Origin of the sequence: Bacillus atrophaeus (assembly GCF_039519175.1) — a bacterium.
GTDB lineage: Bacteria > Bacillota > Bacilli > Bacillales > Bacillaceae > Bacillus > Bacillus atrophaeus.
Genome location: NZ_CP154443.1, coordinates 1179861 through 1202319 on the forward strand (window position 1 = coordinate 1179861; position 22459 = coordinate 1202319).

The following is a 22459-nucleotide window of genomic DNA, read 5'->3' on the forward strand; positions in this document are numbered from 1 at the left end:
CATCCTTTATCAGCCCTGTTGAATGAGCTGTTCTTGTTTGAACCAGAAATTCTCACTCACAGCTAACGTATGTTCTGCATTTACAACCTGATGCCACCAATTGCGGGGCGCATAAATGATTTCCCCCGGCTTTTGAGAAAAGTATATCGGTGTTGCCTGCTTTACGAGCGTTTTCTGCTCCATATCCTCTTGATCAAAGACGTTGATATTTCCTTCATATAAATACGGCGTATCATCCGGATGGAAAAACACCCAATCCTTTTGGCCGAAGATGACGGCATTCCAAGCATGCGTTTTGTTAAAGTCTTGGTGAAGCGGCGTGCCTGTTTGTTCAGACCCGAGAAAAAACCATTTAAAATCCTGGCCTGTCTCATCATCTACTCTTAACGTATCTTTAGTAAAGTAATCAGGGGATGAATAGACAAGATCGAGATCCTTTTGATTAAGAGCCGTAAAGTTCCAATCACAGTACCAACGATCCTCATTGTCGTGAATATGCTCAATGTAATTGGCGAGCCTGACTTGTTTAAACGTTTTGACTCCTTCAATATCAGATTTTCTAATGGTTACGATTCTGTCGCCATACTTTTCTTTAATAAAGTCTAACGTCCATTGCCTGCACTCCCAATTTTCCATCGCACCCAATAAGATAAAAGGTTTTTTATCAGCATATTCACTTAAAAACCGATCATACGATAAGTCTTCGATTCTGATCTTGTCAATTAACATCAAGACACCCCTTTTATTCGGCAGCACACCGCCTTTTGTTTTTCGCATAGCTATACGGACCGACAAATACCGTGACTTTTTTGTCTTCAAGCCATAAAATTTTATTGAAATTCTCCAATAAATGCCGATCATGAGATACACAAATAACCGTACCTTGAAACTGCTGCAGGCTGTTTTCCAGAATTTCCTGAGATTCAATGTCCAGATGGTTGGTCGGCTCGTCCAAGATTAATACATTTAACTTCTTCTCCATTAAAATCGACAGCTTTAACCGTATTCTTTCTCCGCCGGATAATACGGACAGCTTTTTAAAAACAGACGAACCGTAAAATCCGTATTTCGCGAGAATATTCCGGGCCATCCCCTCCTCAGACATCAGATTTTCTTTGAAAAATTGGACGATCGTTTGGTTAGAATCGCCTACATGGCTCTTTTGGTCAATATATCCGATCTTTAAATTCTCACCTATCTTTATCGTGCCATCCGCCAGTTGTTTCTCGCCGATGATGCATCTGATGAGTGTGGTTTTCCCGACACCGTTTCTGCCGACAATTCCGACTCTGTCCTTATGTTTAATATTCAGGTTCAGATTTTCATATAACATGGCAGATCCTTGCGCGACGGTGCCGTTTTCAATGAACACAATGTCTTTTGATCCGATGCCGGCTTCTTGAAAAGCATTTTTCAGCTTTTGCTCTGTTTTTACCGGTTTATTAATTATTTCTATGCGCTTTAATGCTTTTTCCATGTTATTTGCCCGTCTGTGAAGACCGATCGATGGCGGATTGGAACGGTTAGCCCAGTCTCTTAGCTGTGCGATTGATTCTTTCATTTTTTGAATTTTCTTCTGCTGTTCTTCGTATTTTTCAAATTGTGCAACAATGAATTCCTCTTTCTTTTTCAAAAATTCATTAAAGCCATACGGCCAAATCCTCAGTTCTTTGTCTTCTAATTCCAGCACCTTCATGGCTGCCTGATTCGCAAATGTCTTATCATGGGTTGTAAAAAGAATGGTTTTGTCCGATTTTTTAATAAAACTCTCCAGCCATTCAATCGCATGTACATCTAAATGGTTGGTCGGTTCATCTAATAAAATGATGTCATCATTGCGGATTAAGATCTCTGCTAGCCCTGCCTTTGTTTTTTCGCCTCCGCTTAAACTCGAGAACGGCTGATCCTTCAGGTGGCTTATGCTGAGCCCGTTACAAACATCATCAATGATGGTATGCATTTGGTATCCGTTATTTCTTTCGAAAATTTCTGTTAATTTACTGTATTTCTCCAGGAGATTCGTCAGTTCGCGGTCGCTCAGCGCCTCAGATAATTTCACTTCAATGGCTTTCATCTCGTTTTGTATCTCCATGAGAGATTCAAATGACGTCTCCAGGTATTGATACAGCGTCATGTCTTCCTTCGGCTCTGCAATTTGCTTTAATAAACCGACAGTCGCCCCTTTGTTGATGGCGATATTCCCTTCCTCCGGCTCCAGATGCCCGGCAAGTACGTTGAAAAGAGTGCTTTTTCCTGAACCGTTTGGACCGGCGATGAGTATTTTTTCTCCTTCATTAATAAAAAATGAAACGTTTTGAAAAATACAATCTCCCGCAAGATTTACCGTAAGATTATGGACATTTAACAATGATCATCATCCTTTAGTGAAGCGCTAAAGCTCCACTTTTTCTTGTTGGACGGAAATGTTGGCTTTTTGTTTATAAAAGCTGATAAGCATAAACAGCGACAATAAGATGGATAACACACCGATAACAGTCAGCAGCAACACATTATCGAAGTAATCTGATAAGAAACCGATAAGCGGGAACGCGATAAACATAATGAACGATGTCATTAAGCTGATAATGGAAAGAAGCGTAGCCCTTGTTTTCGATGGGATTTCATTATTAATCACTTGGCTCGATACAGGGTCGATGATGTCATACAACGCATTAATCAGAACAAAAGCCGCTACAGTAATATAGATGCTGCTTAACGGAATAAAGAGATACAGGACTCCGATGATACAAAATGTCGTGATTAACACACGTCTCGGAGTAAATTTCTCTGCCGGCTTGGACGATAAAAATGAAAACATCGCCTGTAATAGCGATAAGCCCGCAAAAATAATAGATATATCACGTACGGAGATGCCTTCTTGGCTTAATAAATCTTGCCCGTACATATAAAAAACAGACGTAATGGCAAAAAAGACGGAGACAGACGTAACCAAATATTTAAAAGCCCGGTTGAGTCTGAAAAAGTCCCTCACTTCATTCACAATGGTTCCTACGGATTGCATTTGATCGTCGCTGTCCGTAAATTGGATTTCCTTTAATTGAGTAATAACAGCCATTGCAATCAGCTGTGTCAGAATACCCGCGATAAAGACATAGGACCATGAATGTTCTTGCAAATATCCGCCGGCGCCCATGGCGATAGCCAATCCGACAATAACTAAACCGTTATAGGTTCCGATCGACTTGCCATAAAGCTTTTCTTTTCCATTTGTTTTTAAGGAATCATATAAAAAAGCATGGTCAGTCCCGGAAATAAAGGTTAATCCTACACCATAAATAATGTGTGCCAATAACAGAATCCAAAAATCATGGAACAGCAAAAACATGGCTAAATAAATAATAATAAGGGAATGTCCCAGCAGCAGCGATTTTTTCCTGCCGATTTTATCTGATATGATACCGGTCGGAATCTCCGATAAGAACATAGCCAGATTTAATACGGACTGCAAAATGCCAACGAGAAATAATGAATAATGTAAGCTTGTTAAATATAAAATCCATATTCCTCTTTCAAAAAAAAAGTTCCCAAAAAAACCTGAGAAGTATAACAAGTTGCGATTTCTCAATTCAATACCCCTTTCCAGCTATCTGCATTTCAAATCATGAACAGAAAGGAGGCCGTCCGGATTCAAATGAAAACCTTCTATGCATGGATCTTGCAAATACAGACTTTTCCCAAAACAAATTGGGTAATATTGAGTTGTATTCTCGAATAAACCATAAAGTTCCTTCTTTTTTTATGCTTGGCGAACTCAATGATGTCCATGTTCACCTTTTTTTCTGGAATATCATGAATAAGGCCTTTGACAAACGGTATCGCGTTTTAAATGCATAGGAAACTTGTGACCATTAATGTAAACTGTGACAACGGCAAAGTCGTGAAGCATGAAACGCAGAAAAAACAAGTTGGGATTACAAAAACAAAAGCGCACAGCATTGCTTTGAACAAATGCAAAGGAACCGTAAAATCTTCAACTTTATCAAAACAAAATGGAACATACATTTACATCATTAAAATCACTGCTCAAAACCATAAAGAGCAAACAGTCAAAGTAAACGCTGAGAACGGAAGCATTTGCAGCTAAATCAGCCGTTTCACGTGTAACATTTACTCAAATACTTCATGTCTGCTTTGAAATACCTCTTTACCTGAATACGTGTGACCCGTGTTCAGTTCTTTTCATAAAACAGCAAAACAGCCTGGCGTTTTCGCCAGACTGCTTTTTTATCGTCCTAATTTATCCGCTTCAGTTAGCTTGATTTCCGCAGATTTTTCTTTACCGGCCCGGTAAAACTTCACCTTCACCCGATCACCGATTTTTTTCTGATACAACTGCTTACGAAGATCGACAATGTCGCTTATCTTTTCACCGTCAAACTCAGTAATCACATCAAGCTCCTTAAGTCCGGCTTTACCGGCAGGCGATAATGTGGATACGCCCATTACCACTGCGCCTGACGTTACCTTTTCAGGAAGCTTCAGCGTTTCCTCCCAATGGTAGCTGGCAATGTCGCTCAGTGATTTCATTTCAATTCCGAGATAAGGACGCCTCACTTCTCCGTATTTCTCTAAATCCTCGATCACAGGTATGGCAAGCTTTGATGGAATGGAAAGGCCGATGCCCTCTACCGCTGACTCAGCGATTTTCATTGAATTAATGCCGATCACTTTCCCGTCAATATTCAGTAAAGCGCCACCACTGTTTCCCGGGTTAATCGCAGCATCGGTTTGCAGAACCTCCGCATTCCAATCCGCCTGGCCGTCACCATTAGAATCAACCGGCACAGCACGTTCAGTTCCTGAAATGACACCCTGTGTCACCGAACCGGCAAATTCAAGGCCTAACGGGTTTCCAATCGCGATGACAGGTTCTCCAGACTTCACTTTATCCGAGTTGCCAAACTGCGCGACCGCCTTGATTTTATCGCTATTCACCTTTAATACCGCAAGATCCATCAGCTGGTCGCTGCCGATAAGCTCTGCTGCCACCCGCGATCCGTCTTTCAGGCTGATTTCGATTTGAGAAGCGCCTTCTATCACATGGTGGTTGGTCACTACATAGGCTGTGTTCCCGTTTTTCTTATAAATGACGCCTGAACCGCTGCCTGCCTCGCCGCTTTTTCCCCAAAAGTCGGTTTTCTGGATATTCACTACGCCGACGACAGCCTCAGACACATTGCTGACAACCTTTGTGACAGCATTATTCACACTTACATTTACTGTTCGGACCGGTTCTTGGGTGTTCTCGCCGAGATTTGTTTCTCCTGTTTCAGAACCCCAATTTGACAGGTACGGCATCATAAGCGCCATCAAAACAGCTCCGACAATGACGCCGATCAGGCTTGAAAGAAAATATCCTCTTTTGCCTCTCCTTGGCCGATCCGGAACATAATTTTCATCGTCACGATTATAATCCACCATATTCAAATCCTTTCAGAGAACATAAATATGGTTATAGTGTAGGTTAGAACGGATCATAATAATCATGATTTTGATGAAAAATTACACAGCGCATAGCGGTGTCGGTTTTTTTGGATCAGTATCAAATAATTCAAAGGTTTCGCCTGTGACATACCCTTTAGACGCCAATGTCTGCTGGACTGACATTCTGGCGAGTTCTTTCATGTTGTTGTCCTGACTCAAATGCGCCAAATAGATACGCGATGTCTCGTCTCCGATAACGTCCGTCATGGCGAGCGCTGCGTCTTCATTGGACACATGCCCGACATCGCTTAATATCCTGCGTTTAATGCTCCACGGGTACCTTCCCATTTGCAGCATGCCGACGTCATGGTTGCTTTCAAACACAAATGCATTCGCCGAGCGGATAATGCCCTTCATTCTGTCGCTGACGTACCCCGTATCTGTCATTAAAGCAAGCTTTCGGCCATTATAATGAAACACATAGAACATCGGCTCCGCAGCATCATGAGAAACACCGAACGACTCTACATCAAGTCCGCCGAACGATTTCACCGTCTCCATCGGAAAGACGAACTTTTGCCCGTTGTCTAATTTGCCAATCTGATTCTCCATTGCTTTCCATGTCTTCTCATTCGCATAGACGGGGAGCTTGTACTTTCTGGCTACAACGCCGAGCCCTTTAATATGGTCACTATGCTCATGAGTGACAAAAATCCCGTCCAGATCATCCATGTTCCGTCCGATTTGCGCCATCAAGCCGTCCATGGCTTTCCCGCTCAATCCGGCATCTACCAAAAACGCGTGATCGTCTGTTTCCAAGTAAAACGCGTTTCCCGTACTCCCGCTCGCAAGTACGCTAAATTGCAAGCTCATTATATCTCACTCCATTACTTTATTTGACTCGAATCAAACACTCTGCTGTCCATTGCATTCACCGTAAAATTCTCTTGAACCTTCTTCTTCGTTCCATCTACGGTCTTTTCGTATTCCACTGTAATTCTCCAAACCGGCGCCAACACTTGCGTACTTGTCAGCGGGTATTGGGCGATATATCCGAACTTCACCGTTTTTACCGTACTGTGGGCCTTTAACAGATTTTGATAATACAATGATTCAACAGCATCCAATTCAGAGATCAGGCTTTCCTTCTGGATTTCTTTAAACGTATCGAGGGTTGATTGTTCATAGGAAATGACTTCATTTTTGTCATTTAAGTGCAAAATCACTTGTCCGATCATTTCTGAAGCGTCATCGTTTTCCTGATAAATATATTTTCCTTGATATGTTTGGAAGAAAATCACTTGTTTTTTATCCTTATCTACTTTCCAAAGCTTATATTCTTCCCCATCTTGAAATTCTGAGGAGACAAGCGCCTTTGCATCATCTTCCACACTATCCTTTGAGAGAGCGATAGGGCTGGTAAACTCCATTTTTAATTTCGTCACTTTATGCTTGTCACTCGGCATGTCCATCTTAGGTTTTTGGCCTTTAAGCGATTCTATCTCTTCTTTAGTAAAAGATTTCTGATTCGCTGTAATTCGAGAACCTTCCTTTGCGTTGTCAGATAGTGTGCCATAGGTAATATGATCTTCATTCATGTCAGTCTGCACACTTGAGTTTTTAATCACGTCGTACTCACTGCTTGAACGCTTTTCAAAAAACTGGTATCCCAAAAAAATATCGAGAACGAGGAAGGCAATGATGAAGATTGACTTTGTCTTATTCCACTCCACTAGTTGCCCCCCTCCTTCGTTAATAAATCTTTCGTTATCGGCACAGTTTTCCCGTTAATTTTCATCCCCCATACCGGCTTCAGCTCTACAATCGGTTCATCATTTGAGGAAGCCGCAACTAGTTGGTACGCAGGGAAAATTTGATCAATATCGTCGATATCATATACCTGTTGTTTCTCCAGTAAATTTTTCACTTCGCTGCCGCTCATCAGATCAGCTGTGCCCGTTTTAATAGGATTGGTGCCAAGAATATAATTCGGCCGTTTATAGCTAAGAATATCATCACTGGCCCATTGCAGCGTCATTACCGGCGCTGCGCCGAACGGTTTGGAGTCACTGTTAATAATCGGCAACTGGTTCATAAACATATAGAAGGTCAGCTGCTGGCTGTCGTTGATATTAAAAAATTGATAATCATCCGTCCAGCTTCCTGTATCTTCTAAGTATTTATGACTCTTCTTGATTAGCTCCCCTGTTTGGGAGGAGGTGCTTTGCGTCAGATTGCGATGCTGGAATTGAATTTGCCGCTGGCTGGAGCTTACCTCTAAACGGCTGACTCCGTCTGTCAGCACATTACGATTGTAATTTGAATCCTTCCTAACCGTATTCGGTTCACTGAACAGCACCTGCTTAAAGATGTTCGTATCAATCGTCTCTGTTATAAATTCTTTACTTTCCATTTCAAGTGATTTGTTCGGCAGTAAAAATTCCTTCTTCGTTCCGAGTGAGAACAAACTGTATGAAGGCATGCTTGATTTCTTACTGTAAAGGTCACTCATAATGTTTCGATAATTAGCCGAATCGACGGTGATTTCAAGAATCAGCTGCTTGCTGTAGGACGCAAGATATATTTTCTTGTTCGTTTTATTTTCATTAAAAGGAATAACGATATGATCAAAGGAACTATACTCAAAAGTCTGGTTCGACCATTTAAACAATTGCTGAAAAATATCAATAGGTATCGTATCGCTGAATTGGAGGTCCAGCTTAGAAGCTGAGCCATTTCTCCCATAAAGCCAGTTTTTAAATCCTGGCTTATCATATTGGTCTGAAATATCTTTAATTGCCTTTACATCCCAGCGAGGCAAGTCATTCCAGATTTTATTATAGAGATCTGAATCATCCACTTTGTAGTGGGCGCCGTTATCATGGATGAATATTTCCCGCGGCTTCACTACCTCAGACAGTTTTTGGCTAACCTTCTCGATCTTATATTTCTCACGCACCGTAGATTTTGTCGATGTTGAGCCTTCCATAAAGTTTGGCTGAAACGTCCAGATGCTCCACGTAAAAACAAGACTGATGATCACGAGTATGGAAAGTATTATGGTTTTTATATTTTCACGCTTCATCCCAATCATCCTCTTGTTCTTCTTTATATGGAAGAGTAAATGTCACAGTCGTTCCTTTACCCTCTATGCTGTCGGCCCAAATGTCGCCGCCATGCGCCTGAACCATTTCCTTCGCAATAGCAAGCCCCAAGCCGGTTCCGCCAAGCTTTCTCGTTCTCGCCTTATCCACTCTGTAAAAACGTTCAAAGATTTTTTCCATGTCTTTCTTCGGTATACCGATTCCTTCATCTTTGACACTAATATAGAGCAATTCTTCCTCTTCATTCACATTTACAGAAAACGTCACATGTCCGCCTTCTGGCGAATATTTTAAGGCATTCGAAATAATATTATCGAGTACCTGCGTAATTTTATCTTGGTCTATCTCTACATACAGACTTCTATCCGGCAGCTGGCGGATAAATTCAACATGCTGTTCTTTTGTCATTTCAAAACGGTCAATAATCAGAGAAATAAACCGGATGAAATGAATCCATTCGCGATTAAATTGATAATCCTTACTGTCAAACTTAGAAAGCTGAAGCAGATCATTTACGAGTCTGATCATGCGCTCTGTTTCGTTCTGGGTCACCATCAAGAAGCGCGGCGCAATGTCCTTATTTTCCCATGCGCCTTCTGCAAGCGCCTCTAAATAACTCCGCATCGTCGTCAGCGGCGTACGCAGTTCATGGGACACATTCGCCACAAATTCTCTGCGCTCCTGATCAATTTTTTCCTGCTCGGTTACATCATAAATGACAGCGATTAAGCCATCAATTTTGCCATGCTCCCGTTCAATAACAGAGAAATTCACGCGAAGCACAGTCGTTTGTTCTTCACGCTCAATTTCAAGCAGCATAGATTCCTGCTGTTCTACCAGATCCTCAAAGGTGAAATTCTCTTGAATCCCCAACAGAGAAGTGATTGGCATTTCTAAGGCTGTTTCACGTGAAACATTTAAAAGTTCCAAAGCCGGACTGTTTAAGAGAATAATAGCTCCATTTCGATTTGTCGCAATGACGCCGTCTGTCATATAAGCAATAACAGAAGACAGCTTTCTCCTCTCACCCTCAGTCATCGCTTGAGCATCTTCCAATTCTCTTGTCAGATGATTAAATGTCGTTGCAAGCTGCCCAATCTCATCATGTCCATACTTTCTGACCTTTCGGGAGAAGTTCCCTTTCGCAAGCTCCATTGCCTGTCTGCGCATATCTGAAAGCGGATGGGTAATGGTCCTTGCCAGAAAAATGCCGAGCAGAGCCGTCAGAACAAGAGCCAGTCCTGTACCGGATGCCAGTATTTTGTTTATCGTCTTCATTTGATTAAAGACATCTTCCATACTGGCTACTACATATATCGCTCCGACAACTTCCTGATTCTCTGTCATGACCGGTTTTGCCGAAATAAGAACCCTGATTTTGCTTTTCGGGTCATAGTATTTTCTGCTGTAAGACTGTTTCATAGAAAAAATTCTTTTATATATCGGGTCTGTCGTTTGTTTGCCCGCTACTTCCTCTCCATACGGTTTAGAGGAAGCCAAAACTTCATAGCTTTTGTCGACAAAACTGATTTCCCGTATCTCATTGCTCTTTGTAAAATCGTTCAAGATACGGTTGACATCATCTTTAATAACTGTACTGTCATTGTCACTCTTATATTCCTGCTCTATATAATAGGAGAGGTTATCAATCCGCTGATTAAGAGAGGTTTCATAGGAATCAATCAGTGACTTCTCTACCTGCTTAACAAAGTACACCCCAATAATTTGCATAGCTACGATAATTAAGAGTACATACATCAATGTAATCTTAAATTGGATCGACCGAAAAAAACCAACCTTATTCATGGGAGTATTAGTCCTGTTCTGGGTTTCTTAAGTAATAACCCACGCCTCGTCTTGTCACGATCCAATTTGGATGGCTTGGGTTGTCCTCAATTTTTTCACGAAGACGCCGGACTGTCACATCAACCGTTCTGACATCTCCAAAGTAATCGTAGCCCCAAACCGTTTGAAGCAAATGCTCACGGGTCATCACTTGACCGATGTGCTTCGCTAAGTAATGCAGCAGTTCAAACTCACGGTGAGTCAATTCAATCGTTTCTTCTCTTTTTGACACCACATATGCATCAGGGAAAATCACCAGAGAACCGATGTGAATATCATTGGAAGAGGACTCTTCCTCTGCCGGTGCAGTCGTCAGCTGTCGTCGCAGATTCGCTTTTACCCGCGCCAAAAGTTCACGTGTGCTGAACGGCTTTGTCACATAATCATCAGCCCCGAGTTCTAGCCCGATGACCTTGTCAATTTCGGAATCCTTTGCCGTCAGCATAATGATCGGCATGTCATATTTCTTTCTCACTTCCCGGCATACTTCTACGCCGTCTTTATTCGGAAGCATAATATCTAAAAGAATCAAATCAGGCTGAATTTCTTCGACCATTTCGACGGCTTCATTTCCGTCATAGGCACAATGTACTTCATAGCCCTCTTTTCTTAAATTAAACTCTAATATATCTGCAATCGGTTTTTCATCATCCACTACAAGGATCTTTTTATCCATCATCTTGATTTTCCTCCTGCCGAATTAACTTCGTTTCATCTGTATAACAATCGTTTCATTACATAAGCCCGCTAAGAAAGACCGGGTCCTTGTCTATTATAACGGTTTAAGGTCAAAAGATAAAAAAATTAAAGGTTTAAGAAAAAAACACATTCTTCAACAGATGTATATCTTTTGTCACGTTTTTTATTTTCATTTAAAATTTCTCATTTAAATGAAACCTCAACAGAAGAGTCACCGTCTAAATTATTGACGTCTTCTTCTTTTGGACCGGCTGAAAGGCCGGTTCTCCCTTTTTCTTCTATTATATCATCCACTCGTATTTCTTTTCTTAAACTCACAGAAAAAACGCACCTGCAATTGCAGATGCGTTTGGTAAGTGGCTCGGGACGGAATCGAACCGCCGACACACGGATTTTCAGTCCGTTGCTCTACCAACTGAGCTACCGAGCCAAATGTTTTATTTTTCTCTACTAAGTAAAGTAAAATGGCGGTCCGGACGGGACTCGAACCCGCGACCTCCTGCGTGACAGGCAGGCATTCTAACCAACTGAACTACCGGACCTTACAGTAATTTGCCCCGAGAGCTGTCGTGTCAGCCCTCATGGACAAATAAGGAGTTTAGCAATAACGCTAAAGTAAATCAATGACCCGTACGGGATTCGAACCCGTGTTACCGCCGTGAAAGGGCGGTGTCTTAACCGCTTGACCAACGGGCCTTACAAATGGTGAGCCATGAAGGACTCGAACCTTCGACCCTCTGATTAAAAGTCAGATGCTCTACCAACTGAGCTAATGGCTCTTGATACGTCGGAGTTTTACCATAGAGCATTCAACTTGAATCAAATTCTTTACTGTACTCTATTGAAGCAATTCCCGTAACAACGAGATTTATAATATCACAGAATAAATAGAAGTGGCAATAACTTTTTCATTTTTTATTCTATTATTTTTTTTCAAGACAAAAAACAACTCAATATCCCAAGAAAAAAAGCCTCTCACAAGAGAGGCTTTTTGGCAATTAGTTGGCGCGATATACACTGCGGATTACATTTGTCTGTGAACGATCCGGTCCGACAGAGAAAATGGAAAGCGGGATTCCTGTAAGCTGTGATACACGCTCAAGGTAATGGCGCGCATTCTCAGGAAGCTCGCTGAGGTTTTTCACTCCTGTAATATCTTCCGTCCAGCCTGGCATTTCTTCATAAACCGGCTCACATTCTGCAAGAGCTTTCAGGCTTGCAGGGAATTCCTCAATGACTTCGCCTTTGTAGCGGTATGCCACACAGATTTTCAACGTTTCAATTCCTGTTAATACGTCGATTGAGTTCAGTGAAAGGTCTGTGATTCCGCTGACACGGCGCGCGTGGCGGACAACTACACTGTCAAACCAGCCGACGCGGCGGGCGCGGCCTGTCGTTGTTCCGTATTCACGGCCGACTTCACGGATTTGATCACCAATTTCATCTTTCAGCTCAGTCGGGAATGGACCATCGCCGACACGGGTTGTATAAGCTTTCGAAACGCCGACGACGTGCTGAATTTTTGTCGGGCCTACACCTGAACCGATTGTAACTCCCCCGGCAACAGGATTAGATGATGTAACAAATGGATACGTACCTTGGTCAATATCAAGCATGACTCCTTGTGCGCCTTCGAATAACACGCGGCGGCCTTCGTCAAGCGCGTCATTTAAAACGACAGACGTATCACAAACGTAATGCTTAATTTGCTGGCCATATTCATAATACTCATCTAAAATATCTTCTATTTTAAAGCCTTCCGCTTCATACATTTTTTCAAGCAGACGGTTTTTCTCCGCAAGATTCCGTTCCAGTTTTTCTGCAAATACGTCACGATCCAAAAGGTCTGCGATACGAATGCCGACTCTGGCGGCTTTATCCATATAAGCGGGACCGATCCCTTTTTTCGTCGTACCGATTTTGTTTGCTCCTTTTCGTTCTTCTTCCACTTCATCAAGTTTTAAATGATATGGCAGAATAACGTGAGCTCTGTTGCTGATTCTCAGGTTATCTGTACTGACGTTACGCTCGTGAAGATACGCAAGTTCTGTGACCAATGCTTTTGGATCAACAACCATTCCGTTTCCGATCACACACGTTTTATCCTTATAAAAAATTCCTGACGGGATTAAGTGAAGCTTGTACGTAATTCCATCAAACTTAATTGTATGTCCTGCATTGTTTCCGCCTTGATAACGTGCGATCACTTCTGCATTTTCTGAGAGGAAATCCGTAATTTTACCTTTTCCTTCATCGCCCCATTGCGTACCTACTACAACTACTGAAGACATATCCGTGCACCTCCGTTAACCTTTTAAAACGATATCCTTATTCAAACAAATTAAGTTTATCAGTGAAGAAACAGAAAGTCAATTGTAAATCCGAACATTATATTATAAAGAATCTATATTTGTTCGCTTTAAATGCTTTTAAAAGCGTTTTCTCGTGAAATTATGAACAAAAGCTCATGAAATATTTATATCTTCATATAAAAAGAGTCCGGATCGACCGGACTCTTTGTTATCAAATACCTTCTGTATTCATAAAGACAATTCGCCAGCCATCCGGGTCTTCAATTGTAACGCCGCCGTTGCTCCAGTAAGGATTTTCCGATTCAACCTCCCGATAGCCCATTTTCTTTAATTTTGAGGTGATGCCAGTGACTTCATCAAGGTTGGGGAGATAAAACACAAGTAAGCTGTCTGCATGAGGAACAGGAGCAGTGCTTGCTTCTTCAGTATTTTGAGTGAATTCCAAATGATATTGGTCATGGGGCAGCCCGAACATGACGCCATCATAACCGTTATGCTGAGAAAAACCGCCAATTCTTTTCAAGCCAAGTCCTTCTTCGTAAAAACGAATCATTTGATTAATCTGGCCGGTTGGTCTTGCGATGCGAACTTGCGCCGCATCAAACTGGGAAAATTCCATCCCGCATCACTCCTTTCATTTCATTATATGGAATGGGCTTGAATCCCTCATCGGAAGAACGGCTGTATTTCTTTCAGACTTTTGAATGAAAAAAACCCCAAGATTAACTCTTGGGGTTTATGCGCCAGGCGGAACTCCGGCGTCATCAAAGCGCCGTTCCAAATTGACGAACTTATTGTATTCTTTTACAAATGCAAGCGAAACCGTGCCTACCGGGCCGTTACGCTGTTTTGCGATAATGATTTCAATAATGTTTTTGTTCTCTGATTCTTTATCATAATAGTCATCACGGTATAAGAATGCAACGATATCAGCATCCTGCTCGATACTCCCCGATTCACGAATATCAGACATCATCGGGCGTTTATCCTGACGCTGTTCCACTCCCCTTGAAAGCTGAGACAGTGCGATAACAGGGACTTGCAGCTCCCTGGCGATTGATTTCAGCTCACGGGAGATTTCAGATACCTCTTGCTGGCGGTTATCCTTTGAACGGCCGCTCCCTTGAATGAGCTGCAAATAGTCGATCAGGATCATGCCAAGACCGTTTTCCTGCTTCAAACGTCTGCATTTGGCGCGAATTTCACTGACCCGGATACCCGGCGTATCGTCAATGTATATTCCGCTGTTGGACAGGCTTCCCATCGCCATCGTCAGCTTGCCCCAATCCTCTTCAGTCAGATTTCCTGTCCGAAGGTTTTGGGCATTGATGTTGCCTTCCGCACAGAGCATACGCATAACCAGCTGCTCAGCTCCCATCTCAAGACTGAAGATCGCAACGCTCTCATCGGTCTTGGTGGCCACGTTTTGGGCGATATTCAAAGCAAAAGCGGTTTTCCCCACCGAAGGACGCGCGGCAACAATAATCAAGTCATTTCGCTGAAACCCCGCTGTCATCCGGTCAAGCTCCGCAAATCCTGTAGGAATGCCGGTAATATCACCTTTGCGATTGTGAAGCTGCTCGATATTATCATACGTTTGGACAAGCACGTCCTTAATATTTTGAAAGGCGCTCGTATTTTTGCGCTGCGCCACTTCCATAATCGTTTTTTCAGCTTCGCTTAATAAATCCTCGACTTCGTCCTCACGCGTATAGCCGTCTTGCGCGATGGTTGTCGCCGTTCTGATCAGTCTGCGGAGAATCGATTTTTCCTCAACGATTTTCGCGTAGTATTCTATGTTAGCCGCTGTCGGAACCGAGTTTGCGATATCCGTGAGATAGGAAATGCCTCCAACCTCTTCTAATAAATCCGTATTCGCAAGCTCTGAGGTCACCGTAACCAAGTCAACCGGTTCACCGCGGTCTCCGAGCACGAGCATGGCATTATATATTTTCTGGTGAGACATTCTATAGAAATCATCTGGAATTAATACTTCAGAAGCCTGTGTTAAAGCAGATGGCTGCAAAAAAACAGCACCTAACACGGCTTGTTCGGCTTCTATATTTTGCGGCGGCAGCCGATCATTCAGAAGGTCTGTCATGCTAAGCACCGTCCTTTCATAAAAAATATCCAAACTCCATTTTACCATTTATACAAAAAAAAAATAGAACTATCTCATACTCCTTTTTTTGTCAACTGCATGCTGCGATGTTTCAGCAGAAGCGCCTATGGGAAATCAAAAAATAAATGATAATGGAGGGATCATCATGAAAGAATATGCGGTTACACCCAATGTCGATGTAGATGGCTGGTTTATCAAAGTGGAAAATGTGGCGCCTACAGCTTTATATACTTCAAAGGATGCCGCGATTGAAAAAGCATCACAAATGGCAAAAGACAACAGTCCGGCAAAGCTTGTCATCTACGATCAACACAAAAATGTAGAAGAAGAACGCTCATTTTAATCTGTCATGAGCTGAAAACCCTTCGCCTTCCCAGCGCGACGGGTTTTCAGTTTACCGGGCTCATTATTCGATAAAATGTTTGTCTAAATCTGCCCGCAGCACAAGATCAGAAGCTTTTTGATAAAGCTCCCATTCTTCATAGGATGCGAATTTTCGCCTCAGCTCCAGGAGCTTATGCCTCATGACAACATATTCCTCACACGTACATAGGCTCTCTGCTTTCTGTTGATGTTCATAAAGCGTTTGTTTTAATAATGATAATGGCAAATGCATAAGAATCCTCCTTCATTCAGTTATAAAGGGCAGCTTTCTTATACTCCATTCATCTGTGATATATTCTTACGTACCGTCCCCTATTCTAGTACAATGGACAAAAGAGAGGAGTGATCGTATGAAGCCTTTGCAAATTTCAGCTGATACCGCGCAAAAGCTTGCAGAATCCTTGAATCTGCCGCTGGAGCAAATCATGCATATGCCTCAGCATATACTGCTTGCGAAATTGGCCGAGTTACAGGAAAAGGAAAAATAACAAAAAATAACAATGTATGATCACTTTCATTTTACGAAATTATATTTTTTATATGTATAAAGAGGAGAAGCTATTTTGCCAAATACAACAACACATACCATCCGAAATTTTTGGCTGATCTCAGGCATTATTTTTATAGCGTTTAACCTGAGACCGGCTATTACGTCTGTCGGACCGGTCGTCAGTTCGATCCGGACAGAGTTACACCTGTCGAATGGACTGGCCGGTTTTTTGACAGCTCTGCCCTTGCTGTCTTTTGCGATTCTGTCTCCGCTTGCCCCTAAACTAGGTCAGCGGCTTGGCAATGAACGCACCTTATGGATAGGCATGCTGACGCTTTTCATTGGTATTATCATACGGTCCGCCGGCATGACCTCCTTCTTATTCGCGGGGACGATCCTGATCGGCGTGGGCATCGCGATCGGCAATGTTCTATTGCCAAGCTTAATCAAGCATAAATACCCGGAAAAGTCTGGGCTTATGATCAGCCTTTATACAACCTCCATGAGTACTTTTGCAGGCTTGGCTTCTGGGATCAGTGTGCCTCTTGCAAGCCAGCTTTCAGGCGGATGGAAACAATCATTTTTGCTTTGGGGCGGCCTTGCTTTTCTTGCGCTTCTCATTTGGATACCGCAGCTTCGCCACCGGGATACGGCGAATCAGACCATTTCGCTCCAACCAAATCAGCAGCCGATCTGGACATCTAAAATGGCTTGGAATGTCACGATTTTTATGGGCTTACAGTCTTTTTTATTTTATAGCAGCATCGCTTGGTTTCCGGAAATTCTTCGTTCGCACGGCATGGACCCGGCAACCTCCGGATGGATGGTATCTCTTATGCAATTCGCCAGTCTGCCAACCACATTCTTAACCCCTATTTTGGCAGACCGCGTGAAACAGCAGCGAGGAATCGTTGCAGGGCTGACGTCAGTTTACTTTATTGGCTTATGCGGACTGCTGGCGGGCGGAAACCATGTGATGCTTGTCATATGGATGATTATTATTGGGATCGGGCAAGGTTCAAGCATCAGTTTGGCGCTTACGCTGATCGGGCTGCGCAGCGAAAATGCCCGTCAGGCGGCCGCATTATCAGGCATGTCACAGTCATTGGGCTACTTATTAGCAGCAATCGGTCCCATCTTCATCGGCTTCCTTTATGACCAAACCCATTCATGGACACTGCCGATTATTCTTTTGATGATCATTTTGGCAGTAATGGGAGCCGCGGGACTGGGTGCGGGTCGCAATAAATACATCCTTCAAAAAGAACAACAGAGACATTCAGCTTAGAACAAACAGTTTTTGGGCACAGATACACTCTATAAAGTGTTATGCTAAAATCAAAACAAAGTAAAAGAACGTGAGAAACTTTCTTTGAATATAAAAAGGGGGGATAGTTTATTGTTTTTTAAGCCAAGTGAAAATAAAGATAAAACGAGTACTAATATAGCTTTTTATTGTTCATTTATTTATTGGTCTGGATTTTTATTAATAAATAGTATTCTTGATTTTTATAACAAGGGTATAAAGATAAATTCACTTTTGTTATTAATAACAGGATTAATAGTTTTTTTTGTTAGTGAATTCATATCGAAATATATCAAAAAAAACAAATCAAAAAAACAATAAAAAAACAGTGTGAGCTTACGCCCACACTGTTTTTTATTGAGATCTACAGGAGTATGTATTTGTCGCTCCTGAACCCATTTTTGTAATAATAATACCTTTTCCTTTAGAATTACAAGCATTTATAGCACCCATACCTAACAGTGGTACTGCACCCAACATTAATGTAAGTGCAGTTGGACTTTTAGCAAAAATTTTAGCTATAGCTGCAGATGTAGCCCAAAATCCAGAATTTATGCCCACAGCATTACTCAATTTCTTTATTTTCGAGTTACTAATTTTATATGTTTTATAGTTTATACCTAAACCCATTGTTGTTATCATTTGTTCCACAGGTTTATTTACTTCACTTTTAGTTAACTCCTCAACATACTCGCTGAATATTATCAACGCGTCATCACCAGTCAAAGAAGTAGATTTTTGATTTGCATAACTCACAATAGAATCGTACAACTTTTTTGCTTCTAAACTCAGTTGACTTATTTCTTTTTGAGAATTAGATGATAGATTTTCCATATCCAATTTTTCATCCAATTCATTAATAGCTTCAACTAAGACTTCGGTATTTTTCACATCTTTTCCAGATACAGTTATCATGTCATATTCAGACGATTCTGTGCTGGCTAAAGCACTGAAAGGCAACATGCTAACCAAAAGCACTAATGATAATAAAAACACACAAGTTTTTTTCATTTAAATTCCCCTTCTTTTTATATAATATGGGGCATTGGTTACGATACCACACACTCACACTCTATCAAATTATTGGTAAAATATAAATATTTTTCTACAAAAAGAAGGTCGAATTATTGTCAAACTTGATTTTCCTGTGCTCTTTAAAAGCCTTCCATCAAACTAAAACAAGGCTGTTTTATTTATTTGATTATGTAATTTTTGATACCTGGATGCCAATAAGCTATGACCTCAAATGCTCCATTTGCAACCTCATCATCTTCTTCCGTCACCTTATTACCGCGCACAACATCTGTATCCTTGACCGGATACTTAGAGATTTCAAGAACAGCTTTTTGCTCCATCATCGCTTCCCGTACATCACTTTCGATCTGTTCAGCATCGATCTTAGCTTTACCTTTCACTCGACGAATATCGACAATCGGAGTGTAATCCAATTTCAATGCCTTTTTCCAAAGGCTTGTCCAATCCGCCTGCTTAATATAATTTTTCTTTACGGGCAACAACACATGAAAATGAGGATGATATGTATCTTCTTCATCAGCGTTTCTAGGGACAGTGAGGTGGGGAGCAATCATATTCCACACCTCTTGTTTGCTATCCGGCTTTATCGGCAGCGTATGGATGTACGTGCTTGGACTTCTGGGACTTGGATTAACCATTGCTCTCCTCTTTCTCAAACGAAATCATCCATTCGGTAAGCAGCTGACCATCATCAGCTTATGCGTTCTGCTGCTCGCACCGATTTACTGGTCGGCAACTCCGCTCCTATACGGCGGCAACAGCGTTCTTCCTGAATCTGGACCGCAGTTGAAAACCTCTTCAGGCGGGGGCGGCATGTTCACCTCCGAGGTCGACACCGGGCTGCTTTCCTACCTTCAGGAGAATAATGCAGGCGAAGAATCCTTATTCGCCACGCAGACGACGGTAACCGCCGCGCCATACATTATCAATACAGACGAATCTGTCTTGGCACTCGGCGGCTTCAACGGCACAGACCCGATTTTGACGGTGTCTGAACTGAAAATATTTATAAAAGAAGGCAAAGTGAAATACTTCCTTCTGAGCAGCGATAACTCAGGCAATAGTGAACTTGTCTCATGGATCAAGAAAAACGGAACCGTGATTTCTTCCGATGATTACAGCAGTTCTTCAAGCAGTACAAGCAGCTCAATACAGCAAGGCATGATTGGCGGTCCTGGCGGCAGCCAAAATCAGCAAACACTATATGAAGTGTTTTTGATGACATAAAAAAGAGGCTTGGAATAATTCCAAGCCTCTTTATCTATTATACTAGCTCTTTTACATGTACTTTTAGTACAGCCTGCACCTCTGGATGCAGTTTCACCGGGACATTTGTATATCCTAAAGCGCGGATACCATCGCTTAATTCCAGCTTTCGTTTATCCACTTTGATTTGGTGGTCTTTTTGAAGCTGTTCAGCGATTTGTTTGCTTGTTACAGATCCAAACAAACGGCCGCCTTCTCCTGATTTAGCGCTAAGCTCAACAGTCAGGTTTTCTAGCTTTTCTTTTAAATCCTTCGCCTGTTCAAGCTCTGCAATCGCTTCTTTTTTCTCTTTTTGTTTCTGTCCGTTCAATACGCTGATGTTTGATGCGTTAGCTTCTACAGCGAGGCCTTTTTTAAGGAGAAAGTTATGAGCATAACCGTCTGCTACATTTTTCACTTCGCCTTTTTTGCCTTTTCCTTTTACATCTTGTAAGAAAATAACCTTCATCTCTGAACGCCTCCTTCAAAATATTCATCAATTGCACTTCGCAGCCGCTCCAGCGCTTCTGACACAGAAATGCCGGACAACTGGGTCGCCGCATTTGTTAAATGTCCTCCGCCTTCCAAGGCCTCCATAATAATTTGAACATTGACTTCGCCAAGCGATCTCGCACTGATACACACCGTTTGCTCATCCCGCCTTGCAACCGCAAATGAAGCCTCAACCTCACTCATGGACAACAGAGAATCAGCCGTCTGTGCAATAAGCACTTGATCAAAATACTCCTCCGCATTCTCAGGAAGAGACGCAATGGCAATGCTGTCTTTATAAAGAGATGTATGCTGAATCAGCTTCGCCCGTTTAATATAAGAATCAACGGTCTCCTTGAGGAACTTCTGCACGAGCACCGTGTCCGCGCCTTTCGCCCTTAAGTAAGAAGCGGCGTCAAATGTACGTGAGCCGGTGCGAAGTGAAAAACTCTTTGTATCCACTATTATACCAGCTAATAGGGCTGTTGCTTCAATCATATTAATTTTTAAGCGTTTCGGCTGATATTCAAGAAGCTCAGTCACCAATTCAGCAGTAGAGGAAGCGTACGGTTCCATATAAACGAGCAGAGGATCCTTTATGAACTCTTCCCCTCTGCGATGATGGTCGATGACCACGATATGCTCAATCTTGTTGACCAATCGCTCCTCCATGACAAGAGAAGGTTTATGCGTATCAACAATCACAAGCAGCGTATCATCATTAGCAAGCTCCATCGCTTCCTCAGTCGTAATAAATCTCGACCAAAGCTCTTCATATTTTTTAATTTCTTCTATCAAACGCTGAACACTTGCACCGATTTGATTTGGATCAATCACAATAAAACCGTCTTTACTGTTCGCCTGAGCCACCTTTAATATGCCGATGGCAGCGCCAATTGAATCCATATCCGGGAACTTGTGGCCCATAATAATCACATTGCTGCTTTCAGATACGATTTCCTTTAACGCATGGGAAATCACACGGGCGCGCACCCTTGTACGCTTCTCCATCGGATTGGTCTTGCCTCCGTAAAATTTCACCTTGCCATTCGGCATCTTAATCGCTACCTGATCTCCGCCGCGTCCCAGAGCCAGATCCAGACTCGACTGCGCCAAGTCACCAAGTTCTTTCAAAGAAGAGACCGAGGCCCCGACCCCGATGCTTAATGTCAGTGAAACACTGTGCACCGATGTCTTCTCGCGAATCTCATCAAGAATGGAAAACTTAGATCCCTCAAGCTCGGTTAAAATATGTTCATTCAACACACCGATAAATCGTTCAGAAGACGTTCTCTTTAAGAAAATACCGTACTCTTGCGCCCAGTTGTTCAGCAGTGAAGTCACTTGGCTGTTCATCGTACTTCTCGTTTGATCATCCAAGCCCTGTGTGACATCATCGTAATTATCGAGAAAAATATATGCCAATACAGTTCTTTCGTTTTCATATTGTTTTTCGATCTGTATCTGCTCAGTCACATCAAAGAAATACAACAGGCGCTCGTCTCGTTTGATCACCACTTTAAATTTCCGGTCATTTAGTGTAACCGTTTCCGAATCAACCTCTTGTTTAATGAGCGGCACGACGGATTCGCACGTATCATAAAGCGATCTCCCCACAAGAGTGCTTTCATTAAAACAAGAAGAAAGAAACGGATTCGCCCATTCAATGTAATATTGATCATTAAAAAGCATGATCCCGATGGGCATTTCCATCAATGCTTCTTCACCGACTTTTTTCAACCTATAAGATAGCGTGGAAATATAACCGTCAATCTCTTTTCTGATAAGAGAATCCGCGCGTTTTATAAAAAACAAAATGACTGCGAGCAGCAAAATACCGCCGGCTCCGATCATCCAGTTAAAATAAAAGCTGATGAGGACTGTGATGATTGTCAAAGCAATCAACGCATAGATGGGATACCGAAATAACGGTTTTTCGTAAAAGCTTGGCATTTCTATCAACTCCCCACCATGTGAGTA

Annotated in this window: 20 protein-coding genes, 4 tRNA genes and 3 pseudogenes; 5 read left to right on the forward strand and 22 right to left on the reverse strand. The window is 42.2% G+C overall.

Translation table 11 applies throughout. The annotated features are described in order from the left end of the window. Positions 1-9: 9 nt before the first annotated feature. The 3 genes from AAHT65_RS06055 to AAHT65_RS06065 are packed head-to-tail and all read right to left on the reverse strand — an operon-like array spanning position 10 to position 3586. Positions 10-729: a cupin-like domain-containing protein gene (locus AAHT65_RS06055; RefSeq protein ID WP_106044441.1), complete on the reverse strand. Its 720-nt coding sequence runs from the start codon at positions 727-729 to the stop codon at positions 10-12. A gap of 13 nt (positions 730-742) precedes the next feature. Next, positions 743-2368: a ribosomal protection-like ABC-F family protein gene (abc-f, locus tag AAHT65_RS06060; protein WP_268370291.1), complete on the reverse strand. Its 1626-nt coding sequence runs from the start codon at positions 2366-2368 to the stop codon at positions 743-745. A 24-nt stretch (positions 2369-2392) separates the two neighbouring features. Next, positions 2393-3586: an MFS transporter gene (locus AAHT65_RS06065; protein ID WP_343311151.1), complete on the reverse strand. Its 1194-nt coding sequence runs from the start codon at positions 3584-3586 to the stop codon at positions 2393-2395. Positions 3587-3847: 261 nt separating this feature from the next. Here AAHT65_RS06065 and AAHT65_RS06070 point away from each other — a divergent pair, with 261 nt between their 5' ends. Then, on the forward strand, positions 3848-4105 hold the full coding sequence (locus AAHT65_RS06070; protein WP_106272177.1) for a PepSY domain-containing protein: 258 nt from the start codon (positions 3848-3850) through the stop codon (positions 4103-4105). 140 nt (positions 4106-4245) lie between these two features. Here AAHT65_RS06070 and AAHT65_RS06075 read toward each other — a convergent pair whose 3' ends face one another. The 14 genes and pseudogenes from AAHT65_RS06075 to dnaB form a co-directional block, all read right to left on the reverse strand. Next, entirely contained in the window at positions 4246-5442 is a 1197-nt protein-coding gene (locus AAHT65_RS06075; RefSeq protein ID WP_343311152.1) for a S1C family serine protease, read from the reverse strand. Positions 5443-5523: 81 nt separating this feature from the next. Then, positions 5524-6318, reverse strand: a complete 795-nt coding sequence (locus tag AAHT65_RS06080) for an MBL fold metallo-hydrolase (protein ID WP_003326116.1) — start codon at positions 6316-6318, stop codon at positions 5524-5526. A 14-nt stretch (positions 6319-6332) separates the two neighbouring features. Continuing rightward, positions 6333-7178 carry a two-component system regulatory protein YycI gene (locus AAHT65_RS06085; protein ID WP_343311153.1) on the reverse strand — a complete coding sequence of 282 codons (846 nt, stop codon included), beginning with the start codon at positions 7176-7178 and terminating at the stop codon, positions 6333-6335. Beyond that, positions 7165-8530 (reverse strand): annotated as a pseudogene (gene yycH / locus AAHT65_RS06090) (two-component system activity regulator YycH). Before yycH ends, AAHT65_RS06085 begins: the two are co-directional and overlap by 14 nt. Then, the gene (gene walK / locus AAHT65_RS06095) at positions 8520-10355 is read right to left on the reverse strand and encodes a cell wall metabolism sensor histidine kinase WalK (protein ID WP_343311155.1); all 1836 of its coding nucleotides are present in this window, start codon (positions 10353-10355) and stop codon (positions 8520-8522) included. Before walK ends, yycH begins: the two are co-directional and overlap by 11 nt. Before the next feature lie 7 nt (positions 10356-10362). After that, complete coding sequence (walR, locus tag AAHT65_RS06100; protein WP_003326111.1) at positions 10363-11070, reverse strand: cell wall metabolism DNA-binding response regulator WalR; 708 nt, start codon at positions 11068-11070, stop codon at positions 10363-10365. 206 nt (positions 11071-11276) lie between these two features. Further along, positions 11277-11411 carry a hypothetical protein gene (locus AAHT65_RS06105; protein ID WP_003326110.1) on the reverse strand — a complete coding sequence of 45 codons (135 nt, stop codon included), beginning with the start codon at positions 11409-11411 and terminating at the stop codon, positions 11277-11279. A 39-nt stretch (positions 11412-11450) separates the two neighbouring features. Further along, positions 11451-11523, reverse strand: a tRNA-Phe gene (locus tag AAHT65_RS06110). A gap of 35 nt (positions 11524-11558) precedes the next feature. Further along, positions 11559-11635, reverse strand: a tRNA-Asp gene (locus AAHT65_RS06115). A gap of 82 nt (positions 11636-11717) precedes the next feature. Beyond that, positions 11718-11789: transfer RNA gene (locus AAHT65_RS06120), tRNA-Glu, on the reverse strand. Positions 11790-11796: 7 nt separating this feature from the next. Then, positions 11797-11872: transfer RNA gene (locus tag AAHT65_RS06125), tRNA-Lys, on the reverse strand. A 219-nt stretch (positions 11873-12091) separates the two neighbouring features. After that, positions 12092-13384, reverse strand: a complete 1293-nt coding sequence (gene purA, locus AAHT65_RS06130) for an adenylosuccinate synthase (RefSeq protein ID WP_003326108.1) — start codon at positions 13382-13384, stop codon at positions 12092-12094. Positions 13385-13616: 232 nt separating this feature from the next. Then, positions 13617-14024, reverse strand: a complete 408-nt coding sequence (locus AAHT65_RS06135) for a VOC family protein (RefSeq protein WP_010790515.1) — start codon at positions 14022-14024, stop codon at positions 13617-13619. Positions 14025-14141: 117 nt separating this feature from the next. Further along, on the reverse strand, positions 14142-15506 hold the full coding sequence (gene dnaB, locus AAHT65_RS06140; RefSeq protein ID WP_010790516.1) for a replicative DNA helicase: 1365 nt from the start codon (positions 15504-15506) through the stop codon (positions 14142-14144). A gap of 163 nt (positions 15507-15669) precedes the next feature. Here dnaB and AAHT65_RS06145 point away from each other — a divergent pair, with 163 nt between their 5' ends. Then, complete coding sequence (locus AAHT65_RS06145) at positions 15670-15870, forward strand: DUF2188 domain-containing protein (protein WP_087941851.1); 201 nt, start codon at positions 15670-15672, stop codon at positions 15868-15870. A 63-nt stretch (positions 15871-15933) separates the two neighbouring features. Here the strand turns inward: AAHT65_RS06145 and AAHT65_RS06150 are convergent, their stop codons facing one another. Beyond that, positions 15934-16143, reverse strand: a complete 210-nt coding sequence (locus AAHT65_RS06150) for a hypothetical protein (protein ID WP_010790517.1) — start codon at positions 16141-16143, stop codon at positions 15934-15936. Positions 16144-16261: 118 nt separating this feature from the next. Between AAHT65_RS06150 and AAHT65_RS06155 the strand changes: the two genes are divergently transcribed. Together AAHT65_RS06155 and AAHT65_RS06160 are read left to right on the forward strand one after the other, a co-directional pair. After that, on the forward strand, positions 16262-16399 hold the full coding sequence (locus AAHT65_RS06155; RefSeq protein WP_343311156.1) for a YycC family protein: 138 nt from the start codon (positions 16262-16264) through the stop codon (positions 16397-16399). A gap of 75 nt (positions 16400-16474) precedes the next feature. Further along, on the forward strand, positions 16475-17689 hold the full coding sequence (locus AAHT65_RS06160; protein WP_343311157.1) for an MFS transporter: 1215 nt from the start codon (positions 16475-16477) through the stop codon (positions 17687-17689). 372 nt (positions 17690-18061) lie between these two features. Here AAHT65_RS06160 and AAHT65_RS06165 read toward each other — a convergent pair whose 3' ends face one another. Both AAHT65_RS06165 and AAHT65_RS06170 read right to left on the reverse strand, forming a co-directional pair. After that, positions 18062-18718 carry a hypothetical protein gene (locus AAHT65_RS06165; RefSeq protein ID WP_268514057.1) on the reverse strand — a complete coding sequence of 219 codons (657 nt, stop codon included), beginning with the start codon at positions 18716-18718 and terminating at the stop codon, positions 18062-18064. 182 nt (positions 18719-18900) lie between these two features. Beyond that, positions 18901-19257 (reverse strand): annotated as a pseudogene (locus AAHT65_RS06170) (protein rep); the annotation flags it as partial. Between the two features lie 70 nt (positions 19258-19327). On the opposite strand from AAHT65_RS06170, the pseudogene AAHT65_RS06175 reads away from it, so the two are divergent. Then, positions 19328-19969, forward strand: a pseudogene (locus AAHT65_RS06175) (mannosyltransferase); the annotation flags it as partial. 37 nt (positions 19970-20006) lie between these two features. On the opposite strand, the gene rplI reads toward AAHT65_RS06175, so the two are convergent. Together rplI and gdpP are read right to left on the reverse strand one after the other, a co-directional pair. After that, positions 20007-20456 (reverse strand): 50S ribosomal protein L9, encoded by a 450-nt coding sequence (gene rplI, locus AAHT65_RS06180; protein ID WP_003326099.1) that lies wholly within the window; start codon positions 20454-20456, stop codon positions 20007-20009. Then, positions 20453-22432: a cyclic-di-AMP phosphodiesterase GdpP gene (gene gdpP / locus AAHT65_RS06185; protein ID WP_094233103.1), complete on the reverse strand. Its 1980-nt coding sequence runs from the start codon at positions 22430-22432 to the stop codon at positions 20453-20455. The genes rplI and gdpP overlap by 4 nt, the downstream gene beginning before the upstream one ends. Positions 22433-22459: the final 27 nt, after the last annotated feature.

Coding starts and splice junctions, on each gene's coding strand:
- AAHT65_RS06055 (WP_106044441.1), bottom strand. CDS start 729: ATGTTAATTGACAAGATCAGAATCGAAGACTTATCGTATGATCGGTTT.
- AAHT65_RS06070 (WP_106272177.1), top strand. CDS start 3,848: ATGCATAGGAAACTTGTGACCATTAATGTAAACTGTGACAACGGCAAA.
- AAHT65_RS06075 (WP_343311152.1), bottom strand. CDS start 5,442: ATGGTGGATTATAATCGTGACGATGAAAATTATGTTCCGGATCGGCCA.
- AAHT65_RS06080 (WP_003326116.1), bottom strand. CDS start 6,318: ATGAGCTTGCAATTTAGCGTACTTGCGAGCGGGAGTACGGGAAACGCG.
- walK (WP_343311155.1), bottom strand. CDS start 10,355: ATGAATAAGGTTGGTTTTTTTCGGTCGATCCAATTTAAGATTACATTG.
- walR (WP_003326111.1), bottom strand. CDS start 11,070: ATGGATAAAAAGATCCTTGTAGTGGATGATGAAAAACCGATTGCAGAT.
- purA (WP_003326108.1), bottom strand. CDS start 13,384: ATGTCTTCAGTAGTTGTAGTAGGTACGCAATGGGGCGATGAAGGAAAA.
- AAHT65_RS06135 (WP_010790515.1), bottom strand. CDS start 14,024: ATGGAATTTTCCCAGTTTGATGCGGCGCAAGTTCGCATCGCAAGACCA.
- dnaB (WP_010790516.1), bottom strand. CDS start 15,506: ATGACAGACCTTCTGAATGATCGGCTGCCGCCGCAAAATATAGAAGCC.
- AAHT65_RS06150 (WP_010790517.1), bottom strand. CDS start 16,143: ATGCATTTGCCATTATCATTATTAAAACAAACGCTTTATGAACATCAA.
- AAHT65_RS06155 (WP_343311156.1), top strand. CDS start 16,262: ATGAAGCCTTTGCAAATTTCAGCTGATACCGCGCAAAAGCTTGCAGAA.
- AAHT65_RS06165 (WP_268514057.1), bottom strand. CDS start 18,718: ATGAAAAAAACTTGTGTGTTTTTATTATCATTAGTGCTTTTGGTTAGC.
- rplI (WP_003326099.1), bottom strand. CDS start 20,456: ATGAAGGTTATTTTCTTACAAGATGTAAAAGGAAAAGGCAAAAAAGGC.
- gdpP (WP_094233103.1), bottom strand. CDS start 22,432: ATGCCAAGCTTTTACGAAAAACCGTTATTTCGGTATCCCATCTATGCG.